Source organism: Sinomonas atrocyanea, assembly GCF_030811715.1.
GTDB classification, from domain to species: domain Bacteria; phylum Actinomycetota; class Actinomycetes; order Actinomycetales; family Micrococcaceae; genus Sinomonas; species Sinomonas atrocyanea_A.
Window position 1 is genome coordinate 91,180 of sequence record NZ_JAUSRH010000013.1, and the last position, 18,428, is coordinate 109,607.

Sequence of the window (18,428 nt, forward strand, 5' to 3'; positions counted from 1 at the left end):
GGCAGCAGCACGCAGATCCACGAACCTGAGGAGAAGCAGCGATGATCGGACGTGAAAAGGTCGAGACGCTCGGACGCAACGGCGGAGCCGTCGTCGGACAGGACGGCGAGAAGATCGGCGGCATCGGCGAGCTCTACGTCGACGACGACACCAGCCAGCCCACATGGGTCACCGTCAAGACCGGCCTGTTCGGCATGAAGGAGTCCTTCGTTCCCCTCCAGGACGCAGACCTCCGGGGTGACGACCTCGTAGTCCCCTACACCAAGGACCAGGTCAAGGACGCACCCCGCATCGACCCCGACGGGCACCTCGAGCCCGGCGAGGAGGACCGCCTCTACAAGCACTACGGCCGTTCCGACGGGGCCGCCCGGGGCGTCGTCGGTGGGACCTCCGGCCGCGAGCAGGCGGACGTCGCGTCGGAGCCCGTTCGGGGCGACACGGGCTCGGTCTACGGCGAGGGCGGCTCCGCCTACGGCGGCACCGGGGAGTCCGCGGGCCTGGCCGGCACCGACACCGAGCAGACCGAGAGGGCCAGCGAAGTCTCGGGCACGCAGCGCAGGTCGGAGCCGGGTACGGGCACGGACGATGCGATGACCCGCTCCGAGGAGCGGCTCAACGTCGGCACCGAGAAGCAGGAGGTCGGACGGGCCCGGCTGCGCAAGTACGTGACCACGGAGAACGTCACCAAGACCGTCCCGGTCCAGCGTGAGGAAGTCCGCGTGGAACGCGAGCCGATCACGGATGAGAACCGCGGCGCCGCTATGGGCGGCCCAGACCTTACCGAAGACGAGCACGAGGTCACCCTCCACGAGGAGCGCCCCGTGGTGGACAAGGAGACGGTACCCGTCGAGCGCGTCCGCCTCGGAACCGAGACGCGCACCAGCGAGGAGACCGTGAACGAAGAAGTCTCCAAGGAGCACATCGACACCGAGGGGACGGAGGGCGGCCGCAGGCCCTGACCTCACTCTGACCGGCAAGAGGGGCCTGAGGAGGACGAATTCGTCCTCCCCAGGCCCCTTCGTTCGGCCTTGTGATGGCTGGGGATCTACGTGGCCGCGTTCTGTGACTGCGCTTGAACGCTCGCCCCCGGCCTGCCCATCAGTTCCGCGAGCTTGGGGAGCTGAGTCGGGTCCTCGAGCGCAGACCCGACAGCGACGACCTTCGCGCCGGCGGCGAGGAACTCCCCCGCGTTCCCGGCATGCATGCCGCCCGTCGTGACGAACTTCGCCGCCGGGAAGGGGCCCTCCATCGCCTTGATCCACTCGGTGCCCAGCACCGAGGCGGGGAACGCCTTGAGCCAGGTCAGGCCCTCCCTGAGCGCGATCTGGACCTCGCTCGGCGTCGCCACCCCGGGCAGAGGCAGCAGCCCGGCGTCGGAGGAGGCCCGGACGACCTCGAGGTCGAGCCCCGGGCTCACGGTGAAGTGGGCGCCGGCATCGACAGCCTGCTGCACGTGCCCGGCCGAGACCACGGTGCCCGCGCCCACGACCTTGCCCCGCTCGCGCCCGGCCGCGGCCACAACGCGCAGGGCCTCGACGTCGTCGGGAGTCTGGATGGGCAGCTCGACGACGTCAATGCCGAGGTCCCAGGCGGTCGTGGAAACGGCGAGGCTCCTCTCCACCCCGATGCCGCGGAGGATCGCCATGAGCGGCGCCCCGCCGAAGATGCTGCTGAACTCGGAATTGTCGACCATGGGATGGACCGATCCTTTCAGTCAGTGAACTCGTGAGCGCTGCCGACGCCCGCCGTCAGGCCAGCAGCTCCTGGACCCGAGAGGCTGCGGCGCGTGCAGCCGGCACGAACCCCCGCACCGAGTCGAGGTCGGTGAGGAGGGTGACCGTCGAGATGCTGACCGCGCCGACGGTCCGCCCTCCGGTCTGCACGGGCACGGCGAGGCAGCGGATATTGGCCTCGTTCTCCTCTTCGTCGAGGGCGAAGCCCTGCGCCCTGATGCGGGAGAGGTCGTCGAGCAACGCTTCGAGCGTCTGGTGGGTGCGGGGGGTCCGGGCAGCCAGGCCCGTGCGGCCCACCAGCTCTGCCACCTCCGTATCCTGCATTCCTGCCAGGATGCACTTGCCGATCGCCGTGCTGTGCAGGAGCTGCCTCATCCCGACGTGGGAGGCGATGCCGAAGCCCTGCGGACCTTCGACCTTGTGGGTGTAGATGAAGTGGTCGCCAGCAGCGAGTCCCAAGTGCACGGTCTGCGAGACCGTCCTGGAGAGGTCTTGGAGGACGCCGTCCACGCTGGCATTGACCGGGTCACGCATGGCGGCGGCGGCCAGCGCCCGTGCCCGGGGGCCGAGTTCGTAGGAACCGCCGTCGTGGACTGCCGCCCACCCTTCGGACACCAGCACGCCGAGCAGGCGGTGCGCCGTGGACTTCGCCATGCCGGCCTCGCGCGCCAGGGAGGCCAGCTGCGTCCTCCCCTCGGAACTGCCCAGCGCTTCCAGCAGTCTGAGCAGCTTCCTGGGGGCCGCCCCGTCACCGGCAGCGGAACCGTGCGTCGTCGTCGTCATTGCCCTCCCTCGTTCCTCGGCAGCTTCCGGCCGAGACGGCGTCGGCAATTGACACCTCTCGGGAGGATCCATAGCCTACTTCCTATACGATTCCATCACCCTGAATACCGTTCCGTCAAGCGGAACGCAGGTGGTCGGCAAAGGAGCCGCTGTGGACCAGAGAGAACTGTTGACCCTGAGCGATCGGGCCGCAAAGCACGTGCTGAACCAGGAGGGGACGGGGGACGGCCGCCGTGCTGGCTGGCTGATGATCTCGACCATCCTCATCGAGGCGTGGGACCTCTACTCCATCTCCTTCCTCCTGATCTTCGTGAGCAAGGACCTCCATCCCAGCCCAGCGATGCTGGGACTCGCGTCCGGCGCGGTCCAAGCGGGAGCGCTCCTGGGTGCCTTCTTCGGGGGCTGGATCGCGGACCGCCTCGGCAGGCGGAAAGTCTTCCTGGCCACGATGATCGCGTTCATCGTCTTGGCCGCCGCACAGGGCTTCGCGACCGACATGTGGCAGCTGGTCATCATTCGGTTCCTGCTCGGCTTCCCGCTCGGCAGCGACATTTCGACCGGCTACGCCTACATCATGGAGAGCATGCCCAAGGGCAAGCGCGAAGTAATGGGCAACCGGTGGCAGATGATGTTCGGCATCGGGGAGATCGTCGCCATCGTCGTGATCACCGTGCTCTACATGACCGGCATGGACCACGCCCTGCTGTGGAGGCTGGGACTGGCGCTGGGGGCCGTGCCGGCATTGGCCCTGCTGGCCCTGCGACTGGACGTTCCGGACACCGCTCTCGCCCTCATCCAGCGGGGCAAGTTCGCGCAGGCCAAGAAGGTCTCCCGCGAGATGTTCAACGACGACCTCGAGATGCTGCCCGACCAGGACTACGCGATCGACCGGCCCCGCACACGGGACTTCCTGACCAGCATCTGGGCCGACCCCACGCGCCGGCGGGCCACCATCTTCGCCTGGATCTCCAACGCCATGCAGGGAGCGGAGTTCGCCGCGTTCGGGTTCTACCTGCCGACCATCCTCATCCTCACCGGCGTCTCCGGCATCACGGCGACCAACTTCCTCACAGCAGGCATCTATGTCATCGCCACGATCGGCGGGTTCACCGCACCCTTGGCCACCCCCAAGATCGGCCACAAGGGCGTCGCCCGCGTGGGCTACGGGCTGGCGTTCGTCTCCCTGATCCTCGCCGCCATCTTCCTGCAGGTGGACTGGAAGCCCCTGGTCCCGCTCGCGGCGGCCGGCCTGATGTTCGGCCACTACTGGGACGCGTCCAACGGCATGACCATCGCCTCGATGGTCGCCCCCTCGCGCTACCGGGCGACCGCTTCGGGGTTCGGCTACATCTTCGTGAAGCTCGCGTCGTTCGTCTCGATCTTCTTCTTCCCGATCATGTTCACCGCGCTCGGAGTGCCGCTGGCCACCGCCCTCGTTGCCCTGCTGTCCCTGACCGGCTACCTCGCCGCGACGTACATCCTCCCCGAGGTGTACGGCTACGTCGAGCAGGAGCAGGTCACCGCGACGGAGGGGGTCCTGTGAGCTCTTCACCGCGCATCGTCGTCACCGACTGGGACCAGGACTCGCTCGCCGAGGAGGAGGCAGTCGCCGCCTCGAGGGGCATGGAGCTGGTCCGGGCCGACTGCCGCACGGAGGAGGACGTCATCCGGGCGGCCGAGGGGGCCCGAGGCATTCTGGTCCAGTACGCGCCGGTGACCCGTCGCGTCCTTGAGGCGCTGCCTGGGCTGAAGGCCGTGGGACGCTACGGGGTCGGCGTCGACAACGTGGACGTGGACGCCGCCACCTCTCTGGGCGTTGCCGTGTGCAACGTCCCGGACTACGGCACCGAGGACGTCAGCGACCACGCCATCGCGCTCACCATGGCCCTCGCCCGCGGCGTTGCCGCCCTGGACCGCGCCATGCGCAGCGGCGACTACTCGCTCGCCCCGGCACAGCCGCTGCACCGCCTCTCCGGACGCGTCTTCGGGGTCGCCGGCCTCGGCCTGATCGGGGCCGCGACAGCCCGCAAGGCCAGAGGGCTCGGGTACAGCACCATCGGCTTCGACCCGCTCCACTCCCCCGGCACCGTCAGCCCGGACGGGACACCGGTCGTGACGTTCGACGAGCTCGTCAGGCGGGCTGACGTGCTCTCCCTCCACGTCCCGCTCAACGGGCACACGCGCCACCTGATCAACGCCGACGTCCTGGCGAAGATGAAACCGGGAGCCGTGGTCATCAACACCTGCCGCGGCGGCGTGGTGGACACGGACGCGCTGGTGGAGGCTCTGGAGTCGGGAAGCATCCGAGGGGCCGGGCTGGACGTGTTCGAGGAAGAGCCCCTTCCGTCAGCCAGCAGGCTTCTCGGACTCGAGAATGTCGTCCTCACGCCGCACGCCGCGTGGTACAGCGAGGAATCGCAGGAAGAACTCAAGCGCCGGACGGCCGAGAACGTGATGGATGTCGCTGCCGGCCAGACGCCCCGCAACATCGTCAACCCGGAGGTACTCGCATGACCGAGACCGAGACCGTCAAGCGCTCTGAGAAGCCGGCCCCGGACGGCCGAGTGCAGGTGCGCCGACGGCTGCCCCGGATCTCCGAGGTGCGCGAACTGCTGCAGTTCCGTGCGCCGGTCCTGGACCCGGTCAGGCGCCGACTGGAGAGCGCCCTCACCATCGAGGACCTGCGCCGCATAGGCCGCCGCACCACTCCGCGCGCCGTCTTCGACTACGTCGACGGCGCGGCGGACGCCGAGGTGACGGCATCCCGCAACCTGCAGGCTTTCCGGGACGCGGTCTTCGTTCCCGAGAACCTCAACCCGGTGGTCGATCCAGACCTCTCCACCGAGCTCCTCGGCGAACGGATCGCTTTCCCGCTCGTCTTCGCACCCACCGGGTACACCCGGATGATGCACCACGAGGGTGAAGCGGCGGTGGCCCGCGTCGCCCAGCGCCGCAACCTGCCGTACGCCCTCTCGACGGTCGGAACCACCACCATCGAAGATGTGCGGGAGGCTGCACCAGAGGGGAAGAACTGGTTCCAGCTCTACCTCACCAACAACCGGCGACTGAACAACGAACTGGTGGACCGCGCACTCGAGGCCGGGTGCCGCACGGTCCTGCTGACCATCGATACAGCAGTAGGCGGCCGGCGCCTGAAGGACGTCCGCAACGGCCTGACGATTCCGCCCTCGCTGACCCTGAAGACCTTCCTGGACATGTCCCGCTTCCCGTACTGGTGGATCAACAAGCTCACCACCGAGCCCATCGATTTCGCCTCCGTCCGCGACTTCCCCGGGACCTCCGCGGACGTCGCAGCCCTCTTGTTTGATCCGGGGCTCGACTATGACGACCTGGTCTGGCTGCGGAAGAAGTGGCCGCACAACCTCCTGGTGAAAGGCATCCAGAACCCCGACGACGCCCGCCGGGTGACGGAGCTCGGAGCCGACGGCGTGGTGGTCTCCAACCACGGCGGGCGCCAGCTCGACCGGACTCCGGCCACCCTCGACATCCTGCCGGCGGTGCGGGAGGCGGTCGGCCCAGACGCCACCGTGCTGCTCGACAGCGGAATCAGGCATGGACAGGACATCATCGCCGCCGTGGCCAACGGCGCAGACGCCGTGATGATCGGCCGGGCCTACCTCTATGGGCTGATGGCGGGCGGCGAGGCCGGCGTCGAACGAGCGGTGGAGATCCTGCTTTCCGAGTACCGCCGGGGCCTCCAACTCCTCGGGCTCGACGCGACGTCGAAAATCGCCCCACGCCATGTGAGCCTCCACGCCAACACCCCTGAAGGGACTCCGATCCGATGACCAGGAACCAGCCGCTCAACCCCAACGATGCACCCCTCGGAACTCTGCTGAAGGCCCGGACCCAGTCCGGAGCCGCCCGCTGGTTCTACCAGAGCCCGGATGGACTGCGCGCCCTCGGCGCGGAAACCCGACTCGGGTCCTTGCTCGCCCTCGAGGTCTCCGACGCCCTGCGCACCCTCGACGCAGCCCCCCTCGCCTCCGAGGCTCCGACGCAGCTCCTCGCCCCGGTAGACGACTACACCGAGGTCTGGGCAGCAGGGGTGACCTACCAGATCTCGAAGGAAGCCCGGATGGAGGAAAGCAGCGAGGCGGACATCTACGACCGGGTGTACGACGCCGAGCGGCCGGAGCTGTTCTTCAAGGGGCTCGGCTGGCGGGTCTCCGGACCCGGCGGACCGGCGGGCATCCGAGCCGACTCGGAACTGAACGTCCCGGAACCAGAACTTGCCCTCGTCCTGAACTTCCGAGGCGAGGTCATGGGCTACACGATCTGCAACGACATGAGCTCGCGGTCCATCGAAGGCGAGAACCCGCTCTACCTGCCGCAGGCCAAGGTGTACCGGCACAGCTGCGTCATCGGGCCCTGGATCCGGCTGGCAGGCGCCATGCCCGATCCGGACAACACGGGGATCACCATGGACATCGCCCGGCGCGGCGAGGTGGTGTGGAAGGGGAGCACGTCCACGGCGAAGCTCAAGCGGAAGTTCACGGAGCTCGCCGACTACCTCATCCGCGCAGAGGACTACCCGGAGGGCGCTGTGCTCTCGACCGGGACCTCCGTCGTCCCGGACCTGGACTTCATCCTGTCCGAGGGGGACAACGTGACGATCGGCATCGAAGGCATCGGCGTGCTCTCCAACGCCGTGGCCCGGGTCTGAGACAGCGAAAGGAGCTTGAGTGTCAGTGCTGAGCGGGGTCATCCCCGTGGCCCCTACCGTCTTCCGCGACGACGAGTCCCTCGATCTGGCCGGGCAGCTGCGCGTGCTCGACTACCTCGTGGACGCCGGCTCGGACGGCGTCTGCATTCTGGCGAACTATTCCGAGCAGTTCTCCCTCGACGACGCCGAGCGGGACCTGATCTCCGCCAGCACGCTGGAGCACCTGGGTGGCCGCCTGCCGGTCTGCGTCGCCGCCAGCCACTACAGCGCCAGGGTGGCCAGGGCTCGGGCGCTGCGGGCGCAGGAACTGGGCGCCTCGCTCGTCATGCTCATGCCTCCGTTCTATGGGGCGGGGGTCACCGCCGATGAAGAATCGGTCCTGGAGTACTTCAAGAGGGTGACGGACGGGCTGCAGATCGACGTGATGATCCAGGACGCTCCCGTCTGCCCGACCCGGCTCTCCGTGGCCCTGCTGGCGCGGCTGGCCCGCGAGATTCCGCAGGTGAAGTACGTCAAGATCGAGACACCGCAGAGCGCCGACACACTCCGGGCGCTCGTCTCCGCCGCCGGGGATGACCTTCCCGGCCCCTTCGACGGGGAGGAAGGCATCACCCTCATCCCGGACCTGGAGGCGGGCGCCAGCGGAACGATGTGCAGCTCGATGGTTCCGGACAAGCTCGGCCCCATCGTGCACCGCTTCCACAAGGGTGAACGCGACGGGGCGGCGGAGGACTGGGAGGCGGTCCTCCCGCTCATCCATTTCGAGAACCGCCAATGCGGCCTGCGCGCAACGAAAGCGCTGCTGCAGGAGGGCGGCATCATCGCCCACGACACAACGAGGGCCCCCTTTCCCGCTCTGCCGCCCCACACCCGGCGCCAGCTGATCCGGCTCGCGGAGAGCAGGGACCCGCTCATCCTGCGCTGGGCCTGAGGCCGCAACACCCACCCCCGCGCCGGGACAGGCCGGCGCCGCCAGTTTCAACGATGACGGAGGCAACACCCATGAAGGACACGAGCCCCGAGGCCCTCGACGCCGCAGTCCGGGCAGCCCACGAAGCGTTCCGAGCCGGCCGGCAGGTCGACTTGTCCACCCGGGCCTCCTGGCTGGAGGCCATCGCCGAGGGGCTGGCCCACGACGGACCGGCCCTCGTGGCGACAGCGGACCGCGAGACGTCCCTGGGACGACCGCGGCTTGAGTCCGAGCTCCGGCGGAGCATCTTCCAGCTGCAGCTGTTCGCGAGCGAGGTCCGCCAGGGCGAGCACCTCGACGCCACCATCGACCATTCCGACCCGGCCTGGGGCATGGGGCCCCGGCCTGACCTGCGCAGGGTCAACCAGCCCCTGGGGGTGGTCGGGGTGTTCGGCGCCTCCAACTTCCCCTTCGCCTTCAGCGTGATGGGCGGTGACAGCGCCTCTGCCCTGGCCGCGGGCTGTTCCGTGGTGCACAAGGCCCACGAGGCGCACCCGGACCTCGCCGAACAGACAGCCCAGACGGTCGCCGCGGCTCTGGAGTCTGCGGGAGCACCCGCAGGGCTGTTCTCCCTGGTCGCCGGCCGTTCCGCCGGGGAGCACCTCGTTGACCACCCACTGGTGAAGGCCATCGGCTTCACCGGCTCCACCGCAGGCGGCCGAGCACTGCTCCAGCACGCCCAGAGCCGGCCCGAGCCCATCCCGTTCTACGGCGAACTCGGCGGCATCAACGCCGTCTTCGTCACCACCGCGGCCTGGCAGCAGAGGCGAGAAGCCATTCTGAAGGAGTACGTGGGGTCGTTCACGCTGGGCATGGGCCAGTTCTGCACCAAGCCCGGACTCCTGTTCGTTCCGGCCACGGGCGGCGAGGAGATCAGGCGGGTCCTTCTCGCGTCACTGGATGGGTTCACCCCGACCAGGCTCCTGAGCGACGCGCTTCTCGAGGGCTACCGCCGGGCCGTCACCGAGGTCCGCGGCCACGCGGGCGTCGACGTACTGGTGGAAGGAACCTTTGCACCGGAGCCGGCACCCATGGTCCTTCACACCACCAGCTCCCGCGTGCTGGCCGACCCGGAGCTTCTGCGCCGCGAGATGTTCGGCCCGGCGAGCCTCATCATCGAGTACGACGACGAGAGCCAGCTCCCCGCGCTCGCCCAGCTCCTGGAAGGCCAGCTCACAACCACCCTCCAGACGGCACCGGGCGAAACCCCCTCGGACCTCGTGGACATCCTTGCGGGGATCAGTGGCCGGGTGCTGTGGAACGGCTGGCCCACGGGCGTCACGGTCAGCTACGCGCAGCACCACGGCGGCCCCTTTCCGGCGACGACGTCCAACACGACGTCGGTCGGCACGGCGGCCATCCGCCGATTCCTGCGCCCGGTCTCCTATCAGTCCTTCCCGCTGGGTCTCCTGCCCGAACCGTTGCGCGACAACAATCCATGGGGAGTCCCCCAGCGCATCGACGGCCGCTGGCACACCGTCCCGAGCCGCCAGTCGGCGTCCGTCTGACCGGAGGCCCACCCAGACGGTGGTCTCGACCGTAGCCTCAGTCGAGGCCGGCTTGCCCGCGGCGACGGGTGCACTCGACAGGGCAGTCGAAGGACACCAGGTTGCGCCAATTGAGGGGAATAGGCTGTTCAGGTCTGATGCCAATGGCTTCGAGCCACTCCGGCAGCTGGCTCGGGTAGTCCAACTCGAACAGGACGCACGCGCCGCCCTCCCCTGAGAACGCCGCGCCGGTCTGCCCGCGTCTGCCGACAGCCGCCTTCCACCGCGAACCCGGCGCTTGCCGGGCGCTCCGGACCTCGAACCAGAGCGGCTCGTCCGGACCGAGCTCGGCCGCCATTGCCTCGATGCGTGCCCTCTGCTTCTCTGCCGAATGCCTGTCGATCACGCTCCCACCCCCTTGTGTGGGGTAGTTGATTCCCCGTCAACGCTGCGGTCACACAAGAAGCTGGGGCGGATCCGCCCGTGCGTCCTCAGTGGTACGGCAGGGGCGGCCTCCCGCCGTCCTGCCCGTTCCACCACATTGATCCCAGAGCGCGGGAGAGCTCGTTGTCCTTCCACGGCGGCAGGTCATCCATGGTGCGCCGGTGCCGCTGGTGTTCCAGCCATGCGCCGAGGATGGGCTCGTCCGGCTCGTCCCGACCTCCGGCCTCCGGGAGCCTCCCGTGCACGGAGCGGAAGGCCCGGACCCGCTCCAGCGCCCTGCCGAAGAGCAGTTCCGCCTCCTCCGCGCCAGCGGCGGCTGTGCCGCTCCCCCATTCCGGTCTGGGCGCTACGTATGCGTCCTCCATCTTCGCCCTCCTCGTCCGAGCGGTTGCGGTGAACACGCCTCAGGTTGAGGCAAGGGCGAGCGCACCGACAAGAGGAAGACGGCCCTACTCCCCCACAGTGGCCATCGCCGAGCACCTAGCCACGGGGTCCTAGGCGATCTCCCTGAGCAGTGCCTGCAGGCGGTCGAGCGCGGCGTGGGCCCGAGTGGGCAGGTTCTGCGTGATGGCCCGGGCGCTGGGGTCGAGCGGCTCCCGCGCGAGCACTGGCGCGTCCGGCACTGATGCCCCGACGCGGTCGACGCCGGCCGCCGCCCGCGCCAGGTCGGCCACCTTCTCGATTTCGGCGGCCAGCTCGCCATCGGCATCGCGCACCCTGCACGCAGCATCGCTCAGGGAGCGCGCCGTCGCGACGATGCTCGCAATCAGAGTGAGGCGGCGCCGGATGGCGCGGGGCCGGTTCTCCCAGATCTGGTAGCGGGTGAGCGGCTCGCCGACGAGTATGAGCCGGCGCAGCTGGTTGTCTGCGGCGATGACGCGCTCGTCGACGGTGTCGGCGCTGACGGAGGCTGGGTCGAGCGCGCGGTCGTGCAGTGTGCCGAGCAGGTCGGCGACCGCCGTGAGGACGGAGCCCTGCACAACCTTGATGGTGTCGCGGGTGCTGACCGGCGTGACGAGGAGGGCGACGGCGATGCCGACCGCCGCGCCGGCTGCAGTCTCCTCGAGGCGCAGCAGCAGGAGCTCATCCGAGAACTGGCCGAGGATGGCGTACAGCTCGCTGAGCATGATGGTGAGGAAGAAGATCATGTACGCATAGGAGACGCGCATCAGGTAGTTGCCGCAGAAGATGCTGGCCACGATCACGGCGAGTGCCGCGAAGAGGTTTCCGTTGGTGAGGTGGGCGATGATGACGCCGGCGACGAGCCCGCCCAAGGTGCCCAGCACCCGCAGCAGCGATTTGCGGGTCGTGTCGAAGCGGGTGCCGGTTCCTGCAAAGGAGACGAACGCGGCGATGACCGCCCAGTAGTAGCGCTGCCCGCTGATGAGGCTCCCCACGAGGATCGCCAGGGTCCCGGCGACGGCGACCTGCACTGCCTGCCGGGTGGCGAACTGCAGCCGGGCGAGCGGATTCCACGTCGTCCCGCGGGGGTCTACGTCGGACGCCACGCTGGGGATCCCGGGCAGCTGCCCCAGGACGAGCCCGGTTGCGGGCACGAACTCCGGTTCGTTCTCCTGCACGGCCCGACTCAGCGCCGGCCGGTTGGGCACCGACGTGACGATGCTCAAGCCGCGGTGCAGGTCGGCAGCCGCTGCCTGCACCTTGGGGGCCGCCGCCGAGGCCAGCTCGGGGAGGGCCGCGGCGGCTGCACGGGCTCGGGCCGGGTTCGCGGTGGCGAGCGCGCTCAAGGCCTCCACCGCGGCGCTCCGCAGCGCCGGCGCGGCGCCCGCGGCGGCGAGTTGCCGGGTTCCGATGGTCAGGCGGTCGAGACCGAGCTGCAGTTCGAGCAGGCGTGCACGCAGCGCGGACGCAGTCCAGCCTTCGGGGAGCGCCGGAGCGTGGGCTGCCCAGCCGTCGCTCATCAGCGCCGCCTCCGTGACCTGCGCCCGGGCGCGGAAGATCGCCAAAGAAGCCCGTTCGGCCCCAGGGCTGCCTGGGTCGGACTCGAGCAGCGCGATGCATGCCCGTGCGAGGCCGCGTTGTCTGGCGCTCATGCTCCGGAATACTGCAGCGAGGGTGCGGTGCGGATGCCGGCGGAACACCGTGCAGCTCAGCAGCAGCACCACCGCCGTCGCCACGATGATGGCGACGAACATCGCAGGGAGGGCAGGCAGCGTGGTCTTGAGGAAGGACGCGAAGAAGTAGCCGTTCCACAGCATGAAGCCGTAGAAGAAGTAGCCAAGTCCGAACCGGCGCATCCACACGGCCAGGAACATGACGACGACGAAGCCGACGAGCGAGGCCACGTGGTTCGGTGCCAGCAGCGTGCCCGCCGTGATGCCCGCCCCCATGGCCAGGGGGAAGTGCGCGGCCGTGATCGCGTTGGCCCTGATGCGGTGGTCGACCAGTGCGTTGGTGCCGATCATCGCCACCACGCTGCTGAGGAGCATGAAGACGACAGTGCCCTGGGCACCCGCGTGGAGCAGCAGGGCGAGGCCGTAGCCGACCACCATGCATACCGCGACATTGCCGGCCCCGGCCAGACCGAGCTGGAGCCTCCCGAGCCCCGGATCAGAGGCCACGGCGACGTCAGCGATCCGGCGCAGGAGGCCAGGCCGGGAAGCCATCGCGACCTCCCTTGGGCCCGGCGACGTGCTTGTCCCGGCCAAAGGACTCAAGCTGCGTGGTCTGAGCGAGCTGTCCAGGGCGAATGGCCCGGGGCGCGCTTCTCCGGCCGCCCAGCATGAGTCTGGGCGGCGCGGGCTGCGAGGCGGAGCCCATCGTCACTGATCGGCACTCCCGCCCACTGCTGTGCATGGGACGGTATGAACACGTCTCCAGCGGGGAAAGCCCTCCTGCGCTGCCGCCCGGAGGCGACCGCCCAGACAACCTCGATGTTCCCGTCCGTTGCCCCGACGGCGTAGCCGTGCACTTCCCGGCTTCCGTCATGGACGACGACCTTCTGCCCTCCGCCCGGCACGGCACGGGCTCCGGCTCCGGCTCCGGCTCCGGCTCCGGAAATCCTGCCCCTATCGAGCTGCCGCATTTCTGACCTCCCTACCTACTCCTGATACCCGGCGCCGGCGGATCCATTCGGTCCATCCAGCCGCGGGTCCTGCTGCATCGCCGCTACCCCGTCACGGCCCCGTCCCGGACCGTGCGCGCGTGTGCTGCCCCGCTGTGTGGGGTCCAGCGCTCTCGGCGCACATGGCTCGGCCGGTCGGCCTGACGTGGTGAAGCTCAGGCGGCGAGCTTGCGGCGCATGCGGTCCAGGAGCCGGCGCAGCAGGCGCGAGACCTGCATCTGGGACACGCCGAGCGCGGCGGCGATCTCGGACTGGCTCATCTCGTCCACGAACCGCATCCTCACCAGGCGCCGCTCGTAGTCGGTGGCACCCTCCAGAGCAGAGGCGACGAGCTGGCGCTCCTCGACCTGCTCGAACCCCGGGTCGATCACGGGCAGCGCGTGGACCGTCTTCTCACCGTCGGAATCTGCCGAGGTGTCCAGCGGCTCGATCGCGGCCGCGGTCATCGCGGCCTCCACCGAGCGGGCCTCGGCGACCTGCTCGGCGCTGGACCCCGTCGCCGAGGCCAGCTCGGCCAAGGACGGCTCCCGGCCCAGCTCCTGCACCAGCCGGCCGCGGGCCTCCTTGACCCCCAGCCGCAGCTCCTGCAGCGACCGCGGCGGCCGCACCACCCACGACTGGTCCCGCAGGTAGCGCTTGATCGTGCCCGAGATCGTGGGCACCGCGAACTGCACGAACCCGTGCCCGGCACCCTCCCGGTACCGCTGCGCCGCCATCACCAGACCCATCCGCGCCACCTGCCGGATGTCCTCGAAATCATGCCCGGGCACCCGGTGCCGCCGCGCCAAAGCGTCCGCCAAACCCAGATGCTCCACCACCAGCGCCCCCGCAGCGGCACCGGCCGCGGACTCCTCCCCGCGTCCCCCAGCGAGGACCTTCAGCCGGTCCGCCCGCTCCATCACAGCTGACTCACTCACAGCGACCTACCCTCTCTGCACCGCCCTGCGGCTCCCAGTGTTGATGCTGGCAATGTCTACGCTTCTCAACGAGACAGACCTGTCTGTTCCGTCATGAGTATGCACAGAGACAGACCTGTCTGTCCAGAGGGCTATGATGGCGACCATGATGGGTGCGGATGAGAGCCAGGTCTCCGGGGGTTCTGTGCGGAGGTCCGCCCGCGAGCGGATCCTTGAGACCGCCTACGGGCTGTTCGCCCGGTGCGGCGTCCGTGCCGTGGGCATCGACGAGATCATCGCCCACTCCGGAGTCGCCAAGGCGACGTTCTACCGGCACTTCCCCTCGAAGGACGCCCTCGTCCTCGCGTACATGGACCGCTGGTACCAGGTCCGTCACGACGCGATCGAGGAGGCGATCTCCCATGCCCATGCGCCCGAGGATGCCCTCCTGGCGGCCTTCACGGTGCTGGACGACTGGTTCAGCCGCGGGGCGGCCGAGGTCAACACGTTCCTCCATGTGGTGATCGAATTCGGGCCCGGCCACCTCCTCGGGCAGGCAGCCATGGCCCATCTCGCGAACATCCGGGGGCGCCTCGCCGCCCTCGCCGAGGGTGCCGGCCTCAGCGACCCCACGGGCTTCGCCTGGTCCTTCCACATCCTCACCAAGGGCGCCATGGTCGCCTCCATCGAAGGCGACCAGCGCGCGGCGCTCCGGGCCCGTGCCCTTGCGCGGGCGCTCATCGACCTGCACCGCCCCGACACGCCCGGACGTCCGCAGTCGGAGCAGGAGGAAGACGACGAGGTGGAGGTCCTGCGGAAGCACGGCCACTCCTGATCCCTCCCTCTCCAGAGCCCCGTCCCAAGCTTCGGGATGTATCATCGCCGCGCAAGGTGCCGTTCGTTAGCTGAGGCTCCTTCGCGGACACAAGCCAGCGACCCCCAACGTCGAGAGACGCCACAGGTCAGGACAGGCTGCCCCGGGCTAAGGGGCAACCCCGATTGGCTCCCCGGGTCTTCCCCGGGGTCACGACGCGAAGTGCCAAAGGTCTTACGAGGAAGGGCCCGGCCCTATGGCCGGCAGCCTGAAGGCACGCAGACTGCGTCCGGAGGAGGTGGCTGACCGTGTCCAGCGGTGACAGTAGTCCCTCCCCGCATATCTGCTGAGCCGCGCTCAGCCCCCTCCGCCAACGCCGCGCGCCCACGCCGTGACCACGCTCATCCCAGCCCGGTTCCGGCCCATGCGGGCGCGCCCGCTTCACGATCCCCGGCCACCGCCGGGAGGAAGCAGGTCCTGCCATGCCCAAGACCCCCATGCCCACCGCCCCGACACCCGGAGTCCCCACTCCCGGGGTCACCACGCCCAAGGATTCGGCGGTCCTCGACTCCGCCCACGTCGGCGACATCCAGGGCGCCTTCGGCACCATCCGCCTGGGCGACTCCTCGTCCCAGTCGAGCTGGAAGCGGCGCCTGAAGACGCTCCTGGCCATCGTCGGCCCGGGCCTGATCGTGATGGTCGGCGACAACGACGCCGGCGCGTTCGGCACCTACACCCAGGCCGGCCAGAACTACGGCACGTCCCTGCTGTGGACGCTCCTCCTGCTCGTCCCCGTCCTCTACGTGAATCAGGAGATGGTCCTGCGCCTTGGCGTGGTCACGGGCGTAGGGCACGCGCGGCTCATCCTCGAGCGGTTCGGGAAGTTCTGGGGCGCGTTCAGCGCGATCGACCTGTTCATCCTCAACGCCCTCACGATCGTCACCGAGTTCATCGGCATCTCGATCGGCCTTGACTACCTCGGCGTGCCCAAGATCCCGGGCGTGCTGATCTCGGCGCTGTTCGTGATCGGTGCGGCCAGCACGGGCTCGTTCCAGCGCTTCGAGCGGGTCTGCATGGCCCTCGTCGCCGGCTCGCTCCTGCTGGTCCCCGTGTTCTTCATGGCCGCCCCGGACTACGGGCAGATGGCCCACGACTTCGTGGTGCCCGGCATCCCGGCAGGCTCCGACATTGCCGACGTCACGCTGCTCATCATCGCCATCGTCGGCACCACCATCGCCCCGTGGCAGCTGTTCTTCCAGCAGTCCTACGTGATCGACAAGCGCATCACCCCGCGCTACATGAAGTACGAGCGGGTGGACCTCTGGCTCGGGATCGTGATCGTGGTGCTCGGCGCCGCGGCGATCGTCGGCTTCACCGCCGCGGCGTTCGCGCACCGGCCCGAGTTCGGCCACTTCACCGACGCCGGCGGCGTGGCCGAGGGCCTCGGCAAGCACGTGGGCCGGCTCGCCGGGATCCTGTTCGCCCTCGCCCTCATCGATGCCTCCATCATCGGCGCCGCAGCCGTGGGCCTCTCCACCTCCTATGCGCTCGGCGACGTCCTCGGCCTCAAGCACTCCCTGCACCGCAAGGTCAGCGACGCCAAGGGCTTCTACGCCGCCTTTGCCGGCATCATCGCCCTCTCCGCGGTCATCGTCATCATCCCCGGCAGCCCGCTCGGCCTCCTCACGGTCGGTGTTCAGGTCCTGGCCGGGGTGCTGCTGCCCTCGGCCACCGTATTCCTGCTCCTGCTCTGCAACGACAAGGAGGTCATGGGGCCGTGGGTCAACGGCCGCGGGATGAACATCTTCACCTCCGCCGTCATCGCCGTCCTCGTGATCCTCTCCGTGGTCCTCACGGCCGCCGTCCTGTTCCCGGACATCAGCGGGACCGCGATCCTGCAGATCCTCGGCGGCGGGGCGCTCGTTGCCCTGCTCGCGGCGACAGGGCTCGCCGTCGTGCGCCTCCGCGCTGCGGCGAGCGCGAAGGCGGTCCGGGCCGAGCCCGCGGACCGCTCCCAGCGGTCCACCTGGCGGATGCCGCCGCTTGCGCTGCTGCAGCGGCCCCAGCTCTCCATGGCCCGGCGGGCCGGGCTGAGCGTGCTGCGCCTGTACCTGCTCGTGGCGATGGTCCTCGTGATCGTCCGCGTGGTCCAGCTGGCCCTCGCCGGCGCCTGACCCGTCCCCTCTCCCCACCGACCGGCGGGTGACGTACAGTCGCCCCGAGACGCCGATGCCCCGCGCACCGAAAGGCCCCCGATGACCACCGCCGCCCCGGAAGCCTCCCTCTCGCTCTCCACGCTCCTGCGCCAGCCGGTCACCGACTCCGACGGGCACCGCATGGGCGTGCTCGCCGACCTCATCGTCCGGCTCGGCCGCGGCGACTACCCGCTCGTGACCGGGCTCGTCGTCGCCGTCGGCGGCACGCGGGCGTTCGTCACGGCGTCCGACCTCGCTGCCCTCGAGCCCGGCCGCGTCCAGCTCGCCGTGAGCACCGTGGACCTTCGCGAGTTCCGCCGGCGGGAGGGCGAGGTGCTCCTCTCGGAGGACGTCCTGGGCCACCGGCTCATCGACGTCACGCGCGCCGCGTTCGTCAAGGCGTACGACATCCAGCTCACCCCCGTCCTGGACGGATGGGCGGCGACCGGCCTCGACGTGCACCGGCGCCGCTGGCTGAGCCTCGGCCCGCGCCACGCCGCCCACGCCCCGCGCGACTGGAAGGACTTCGAGCCGCTCATCGGCCACGCCGACTCCGCCCACGTGCGCCGCGCCGCCGGCCGCATCCCGGACCTGAAGCCTGCCCAGATCGCGGACATCATCGAGGAGGCCACCGAGCGCGAGCAGCACGAGCTGCTCGCCCAGGTGCACGAGGACCCCGAGCTCGAGGCGGACGTCTTCGAGGAGCTCGACGAGGACCGCCAGTCGGAGCTCTTCCGGGACCGCACCGACGCGGAGGTGGCGGAGGTGCTCGGGCGGATGCAGGCCGACGACGCCGCTGATGCCGTCATGGACCTGCCCCAGGAGCGGCGAGCCCCGGTCCTCGGGCTCCTGCCCGAGCCCCACCGCGGCGTGGTGCACCGGCTGCTCGGCTACCACGGGCTCACCGCCGGCGGCCTCATGGGCACCGAGTTCCTCGCCCTGCCCGCCACCGCGACCGTGGCGGACGCGCTCGCGGCGGTCCGCGGGGCGAGCCTCCTCCAGCCCCAGGCCCTGGCCGTCATCTACACCCTCGCCCCGGACGGCACACTCGAGGGCGCCCTCACCCTCGTCCACGCCGTCCAGGCCGACCCCGGCCGCCTGCTGTCCGAGGTCGCCGACCGGGACGTGGTCCGTGCCGCCCCGGACGACGACGTCATCGACGTCACCACCCGCATGGCCGACTTCAACCTCCTGGCCATGCCGGTGCTGGCCGAGGACCGGCGCATCCTCGGCGTCATCACGGTCGACGACGCGCTCGAGGCCGCGATCCCCGAGGACTGGTCCCGGCGCGAGCCCCACCACCGCGAGACCGGGTCGGAAGGCTGACGCGCACT

General features: G+C 69.7%; 16 protein-coding genes and 1 riboswitch. Of the genes, 10 read left to right on the forward strand and 6 right to left on the reverse strand.

All coding sequences use genetic code 11. The annotated features are described in order from the left end of the window. Positions 1-41: 41 nt before the first annotated feature. Positions 42-959, forward strand: coding sequence for a DUF2382 domain-containing protein (locus J2W21_RS16920; RefSeq protein ID WP_307115687.1), 918 nt, complete (start codon positions 42-44; stop codon positions 957-959). Between the two features lie 86 nt (positions 960-1,045). Here J2W21_RS16920 and J2W21_RS16925 read toward each other — a convergent pair whose 3' ends face one another. Both J2W21_RS16925 and J2W21_RS16930 read right to left on the reverse strand, forming a co-directional pair. Continuing rightward, complete coding sequence (locus J2W21_RS16925; protein ID WP_307115688.1) at positions 1,046-1,693, reverse strand: bifunctional 4-hydroxy-2-oxoglutarate aldolase/2-dehydro-3-deoxy-phosphogluconate aldolase; 648 nt, start codon at positions 1,691-1,693, stop codon at positions 1,046-1,048. A 55-nt stretch (positions 1,694-1,748) separates the two neighbouring features. After that, positions 1,749-2,516, reverse strand: coding sequence for an IclR family transcriptional regulator (locus tag J2W21_RS16930; protein WP_307115689.1), 768 nt, complete (start codon positions 2,514-2,516; stop codon positions 1,749-1,751). A gap of 151 nt (positions 2,517-2,667) precedes the next feature. Between J2W21_RS16930 and J2W21_RS16935 the strand changes: the two genes are divergently transcribed. The 6 genes from J2W21_RS16935 (at position 2,668) to J2W21_RS16960 (ending at position 9,681) form a co-directional block, all read left to right on the forward strand. Beyond that, complete coding sequence (locus tag J2W21_RS16935) at positions 2,668-4,059, forward strand: MFS transporter (RefSeq protein WP_307115690.1); 1,392 nt, start codon at positions 2,668-2,670, stop codon at positions 4,057-4,059. Next, positions 4,056-5,030: a C-terminal binding protein gene (locus tag J2W21_RS16940; protein ID WP_307115691.1), complete on the forward strand. Its 975-nt coding sequence runs from the start codon at positions 4,056-4,058 to the stop codon at positions 5,028-5,030. The genes J2W21_RS16935 and J2W21_RS16940 overlap by 4 nt, the downstream gene beginning before the upstream one ends. Further along, positions 5,027-6,325, forward strand: coding sequence for an alpha-hydroxy acid oxidase (locus J2W21_RS16945; RefSeq protein ID WP_307115692.1), 1,299 nt, complete (start codon positions 5,027-5,029; stop codon positions 6,323-6,325). The genes J2W21_RS16940 and J2W21_RS16945 overlap by 4 nt, the downstream gene beginning before the upstream one ends. Then, positions 6,322-7,203 (forward strand): fumarylacetoacetate hydrolase family protein, encoded by an 882-nt coding sequence (locus J2W21_RS16950; protein ID WP_307115693.1) that lies wholly within the window; start codon positions 6,322-6,324, stop codon positions 7,201-7,203. The genes J2W21_RS16945 and J2W21_RS16950 overlap by 4 nt, the downstream gene beginning before the upstream one ends. A 19-nt stretch (positions 7,204-7,222) precedes the next feature. Next, positions 7,223-8,134 (forward strand): dihydrodipicolinate synthase family protein, encoded by a 912-nt coding sequence (locus J2W21_RS16955; protein ID WP_307115694.1) that lies wholly within the window; start codon positions 7,223-7,225, stop codon positions 8,132-8,134. 71 nt (positions 8,135-8,205) lie between these two features. Further along, the gene (locus J2W21_RS16960) at positions 8,206-9,681 is read left to right on the forward strand and encodes an aldehyde dehydrogenase (NADP(+)) (RefSeq protein ID WP_373423123.1); all 1,476 of its coding nucleotides are present in this window, start codon (positions 8,206-8,208) and stop codon (positions 9,679-9,681) included. A gap of 37 nt (positions 9,682-9,718) precedes the next feature. On the opposite strand, the gene J2W21_RS16965 is transcribed toward J2W21_RS16960, so the two are convergent. The 4 genes from J2W21_RS16965 to J2W21_RS16980 all read right to left on the reverse strand — a co-directional run bounded on the left by J2W21_RS16965 (position 9,719) and on the right by J2W21_RS16980 (position 14,106). After that, positions 9,719-10,066, reverse strand: a complete 348-nt coding sequence (locus J2W21_RS16965; protein ID WP_307115696.1) for a hypothetical protein — start codon at positions 10,064-10,066, stop codon at positions 9,719-9,721. An 85-nt stretch (positions 10,067-10,151) separates the two neighbouring features. Beyond that, a complete protein-coding gene (locus J2W21_RS16970; RefSeq protein WP_307115697.1) occupies positions 10,152-10,469 on the reverse strand; it encodes a hypothetical protein in 318 nt (105 codons plus the stop codon). Between the two features lie 129 nt (positions 10,470-10,598). Next, a complete protein-coding gene (locus J2W21_RS16975) occupies positions 10,599-12,731 on the reverse strand; it encodes an FUSC family protein (RefSeq protein ID WP_307115698.1) in 2,133 nt (710 codons plus the stop codon). Between the two features lie 613 nt (positions 12,732-13,344). Continuing rightward, complete coding sequence (locus J2W21_RS16980) at positions 13,345-14,106, reverse strand: sigma-70 family RNA polymerase sigma factor (RefSeq protein WP_307115699.1); 762 nt, start codon at positions 14,104-14,106, stop codon at positions 13,345-13,347. 145 nt (positions 14,107-14,251) lie between these two features. On the opposite strand from J2W21_RS16980, the gene J2W21_RS16985 reads away from it, so the two are divergent. From J2W21_RS16985 to J2W21_RS16995, 3 genes are all read left to right on the forward strand, one after another. Further along, positions 14,252-14,920, forward strand: a complete 669-nt coding sequence (locus J2W21_RS16985) for a TetR/AcrR family transcriptional regulator (RefSeq protein ID WP_307115700.1) — start codon at positions 14,252-14,254, stop codon at positions 14,918-14,920. A gap of 55 nt (positions 14,921-14,975) precedes the next feature. After that, positions 14,976-15,150: riboswitch (M-box (ykoK) riboswitch) on the forward strand. Between the two features lie 231 nt (positions 15,151-15,381). Further along, on the forward strand, positions 15,382-17,073 hold the full coding sequence (locus J2W21_RS16990) for an Nramp family divalent metal transporter (RefSeq protein ID WP_307115701.1): 1,692 nt from the start codon (positions 15,382-15,384) through the stop codon (positions 17,071-17,073). A gap of 81 nt (positions 17,074-17,154) precedes the next feature. Beyond that, positions 17,155-18,420: a magnesium transporter MgtE N-terminal domain-containing protein gene (locus J2W21_RS16995; protein WP_307115702.1), complete on the forward strand. Its 1,266-nt coding sequence runs from the start codon at positions 17,155-17,157 to the stop codon at positions 18,418-18,420. The last annotated feature ends 8 nt before the right edge of the window (positions 18,421-18,428 follow it).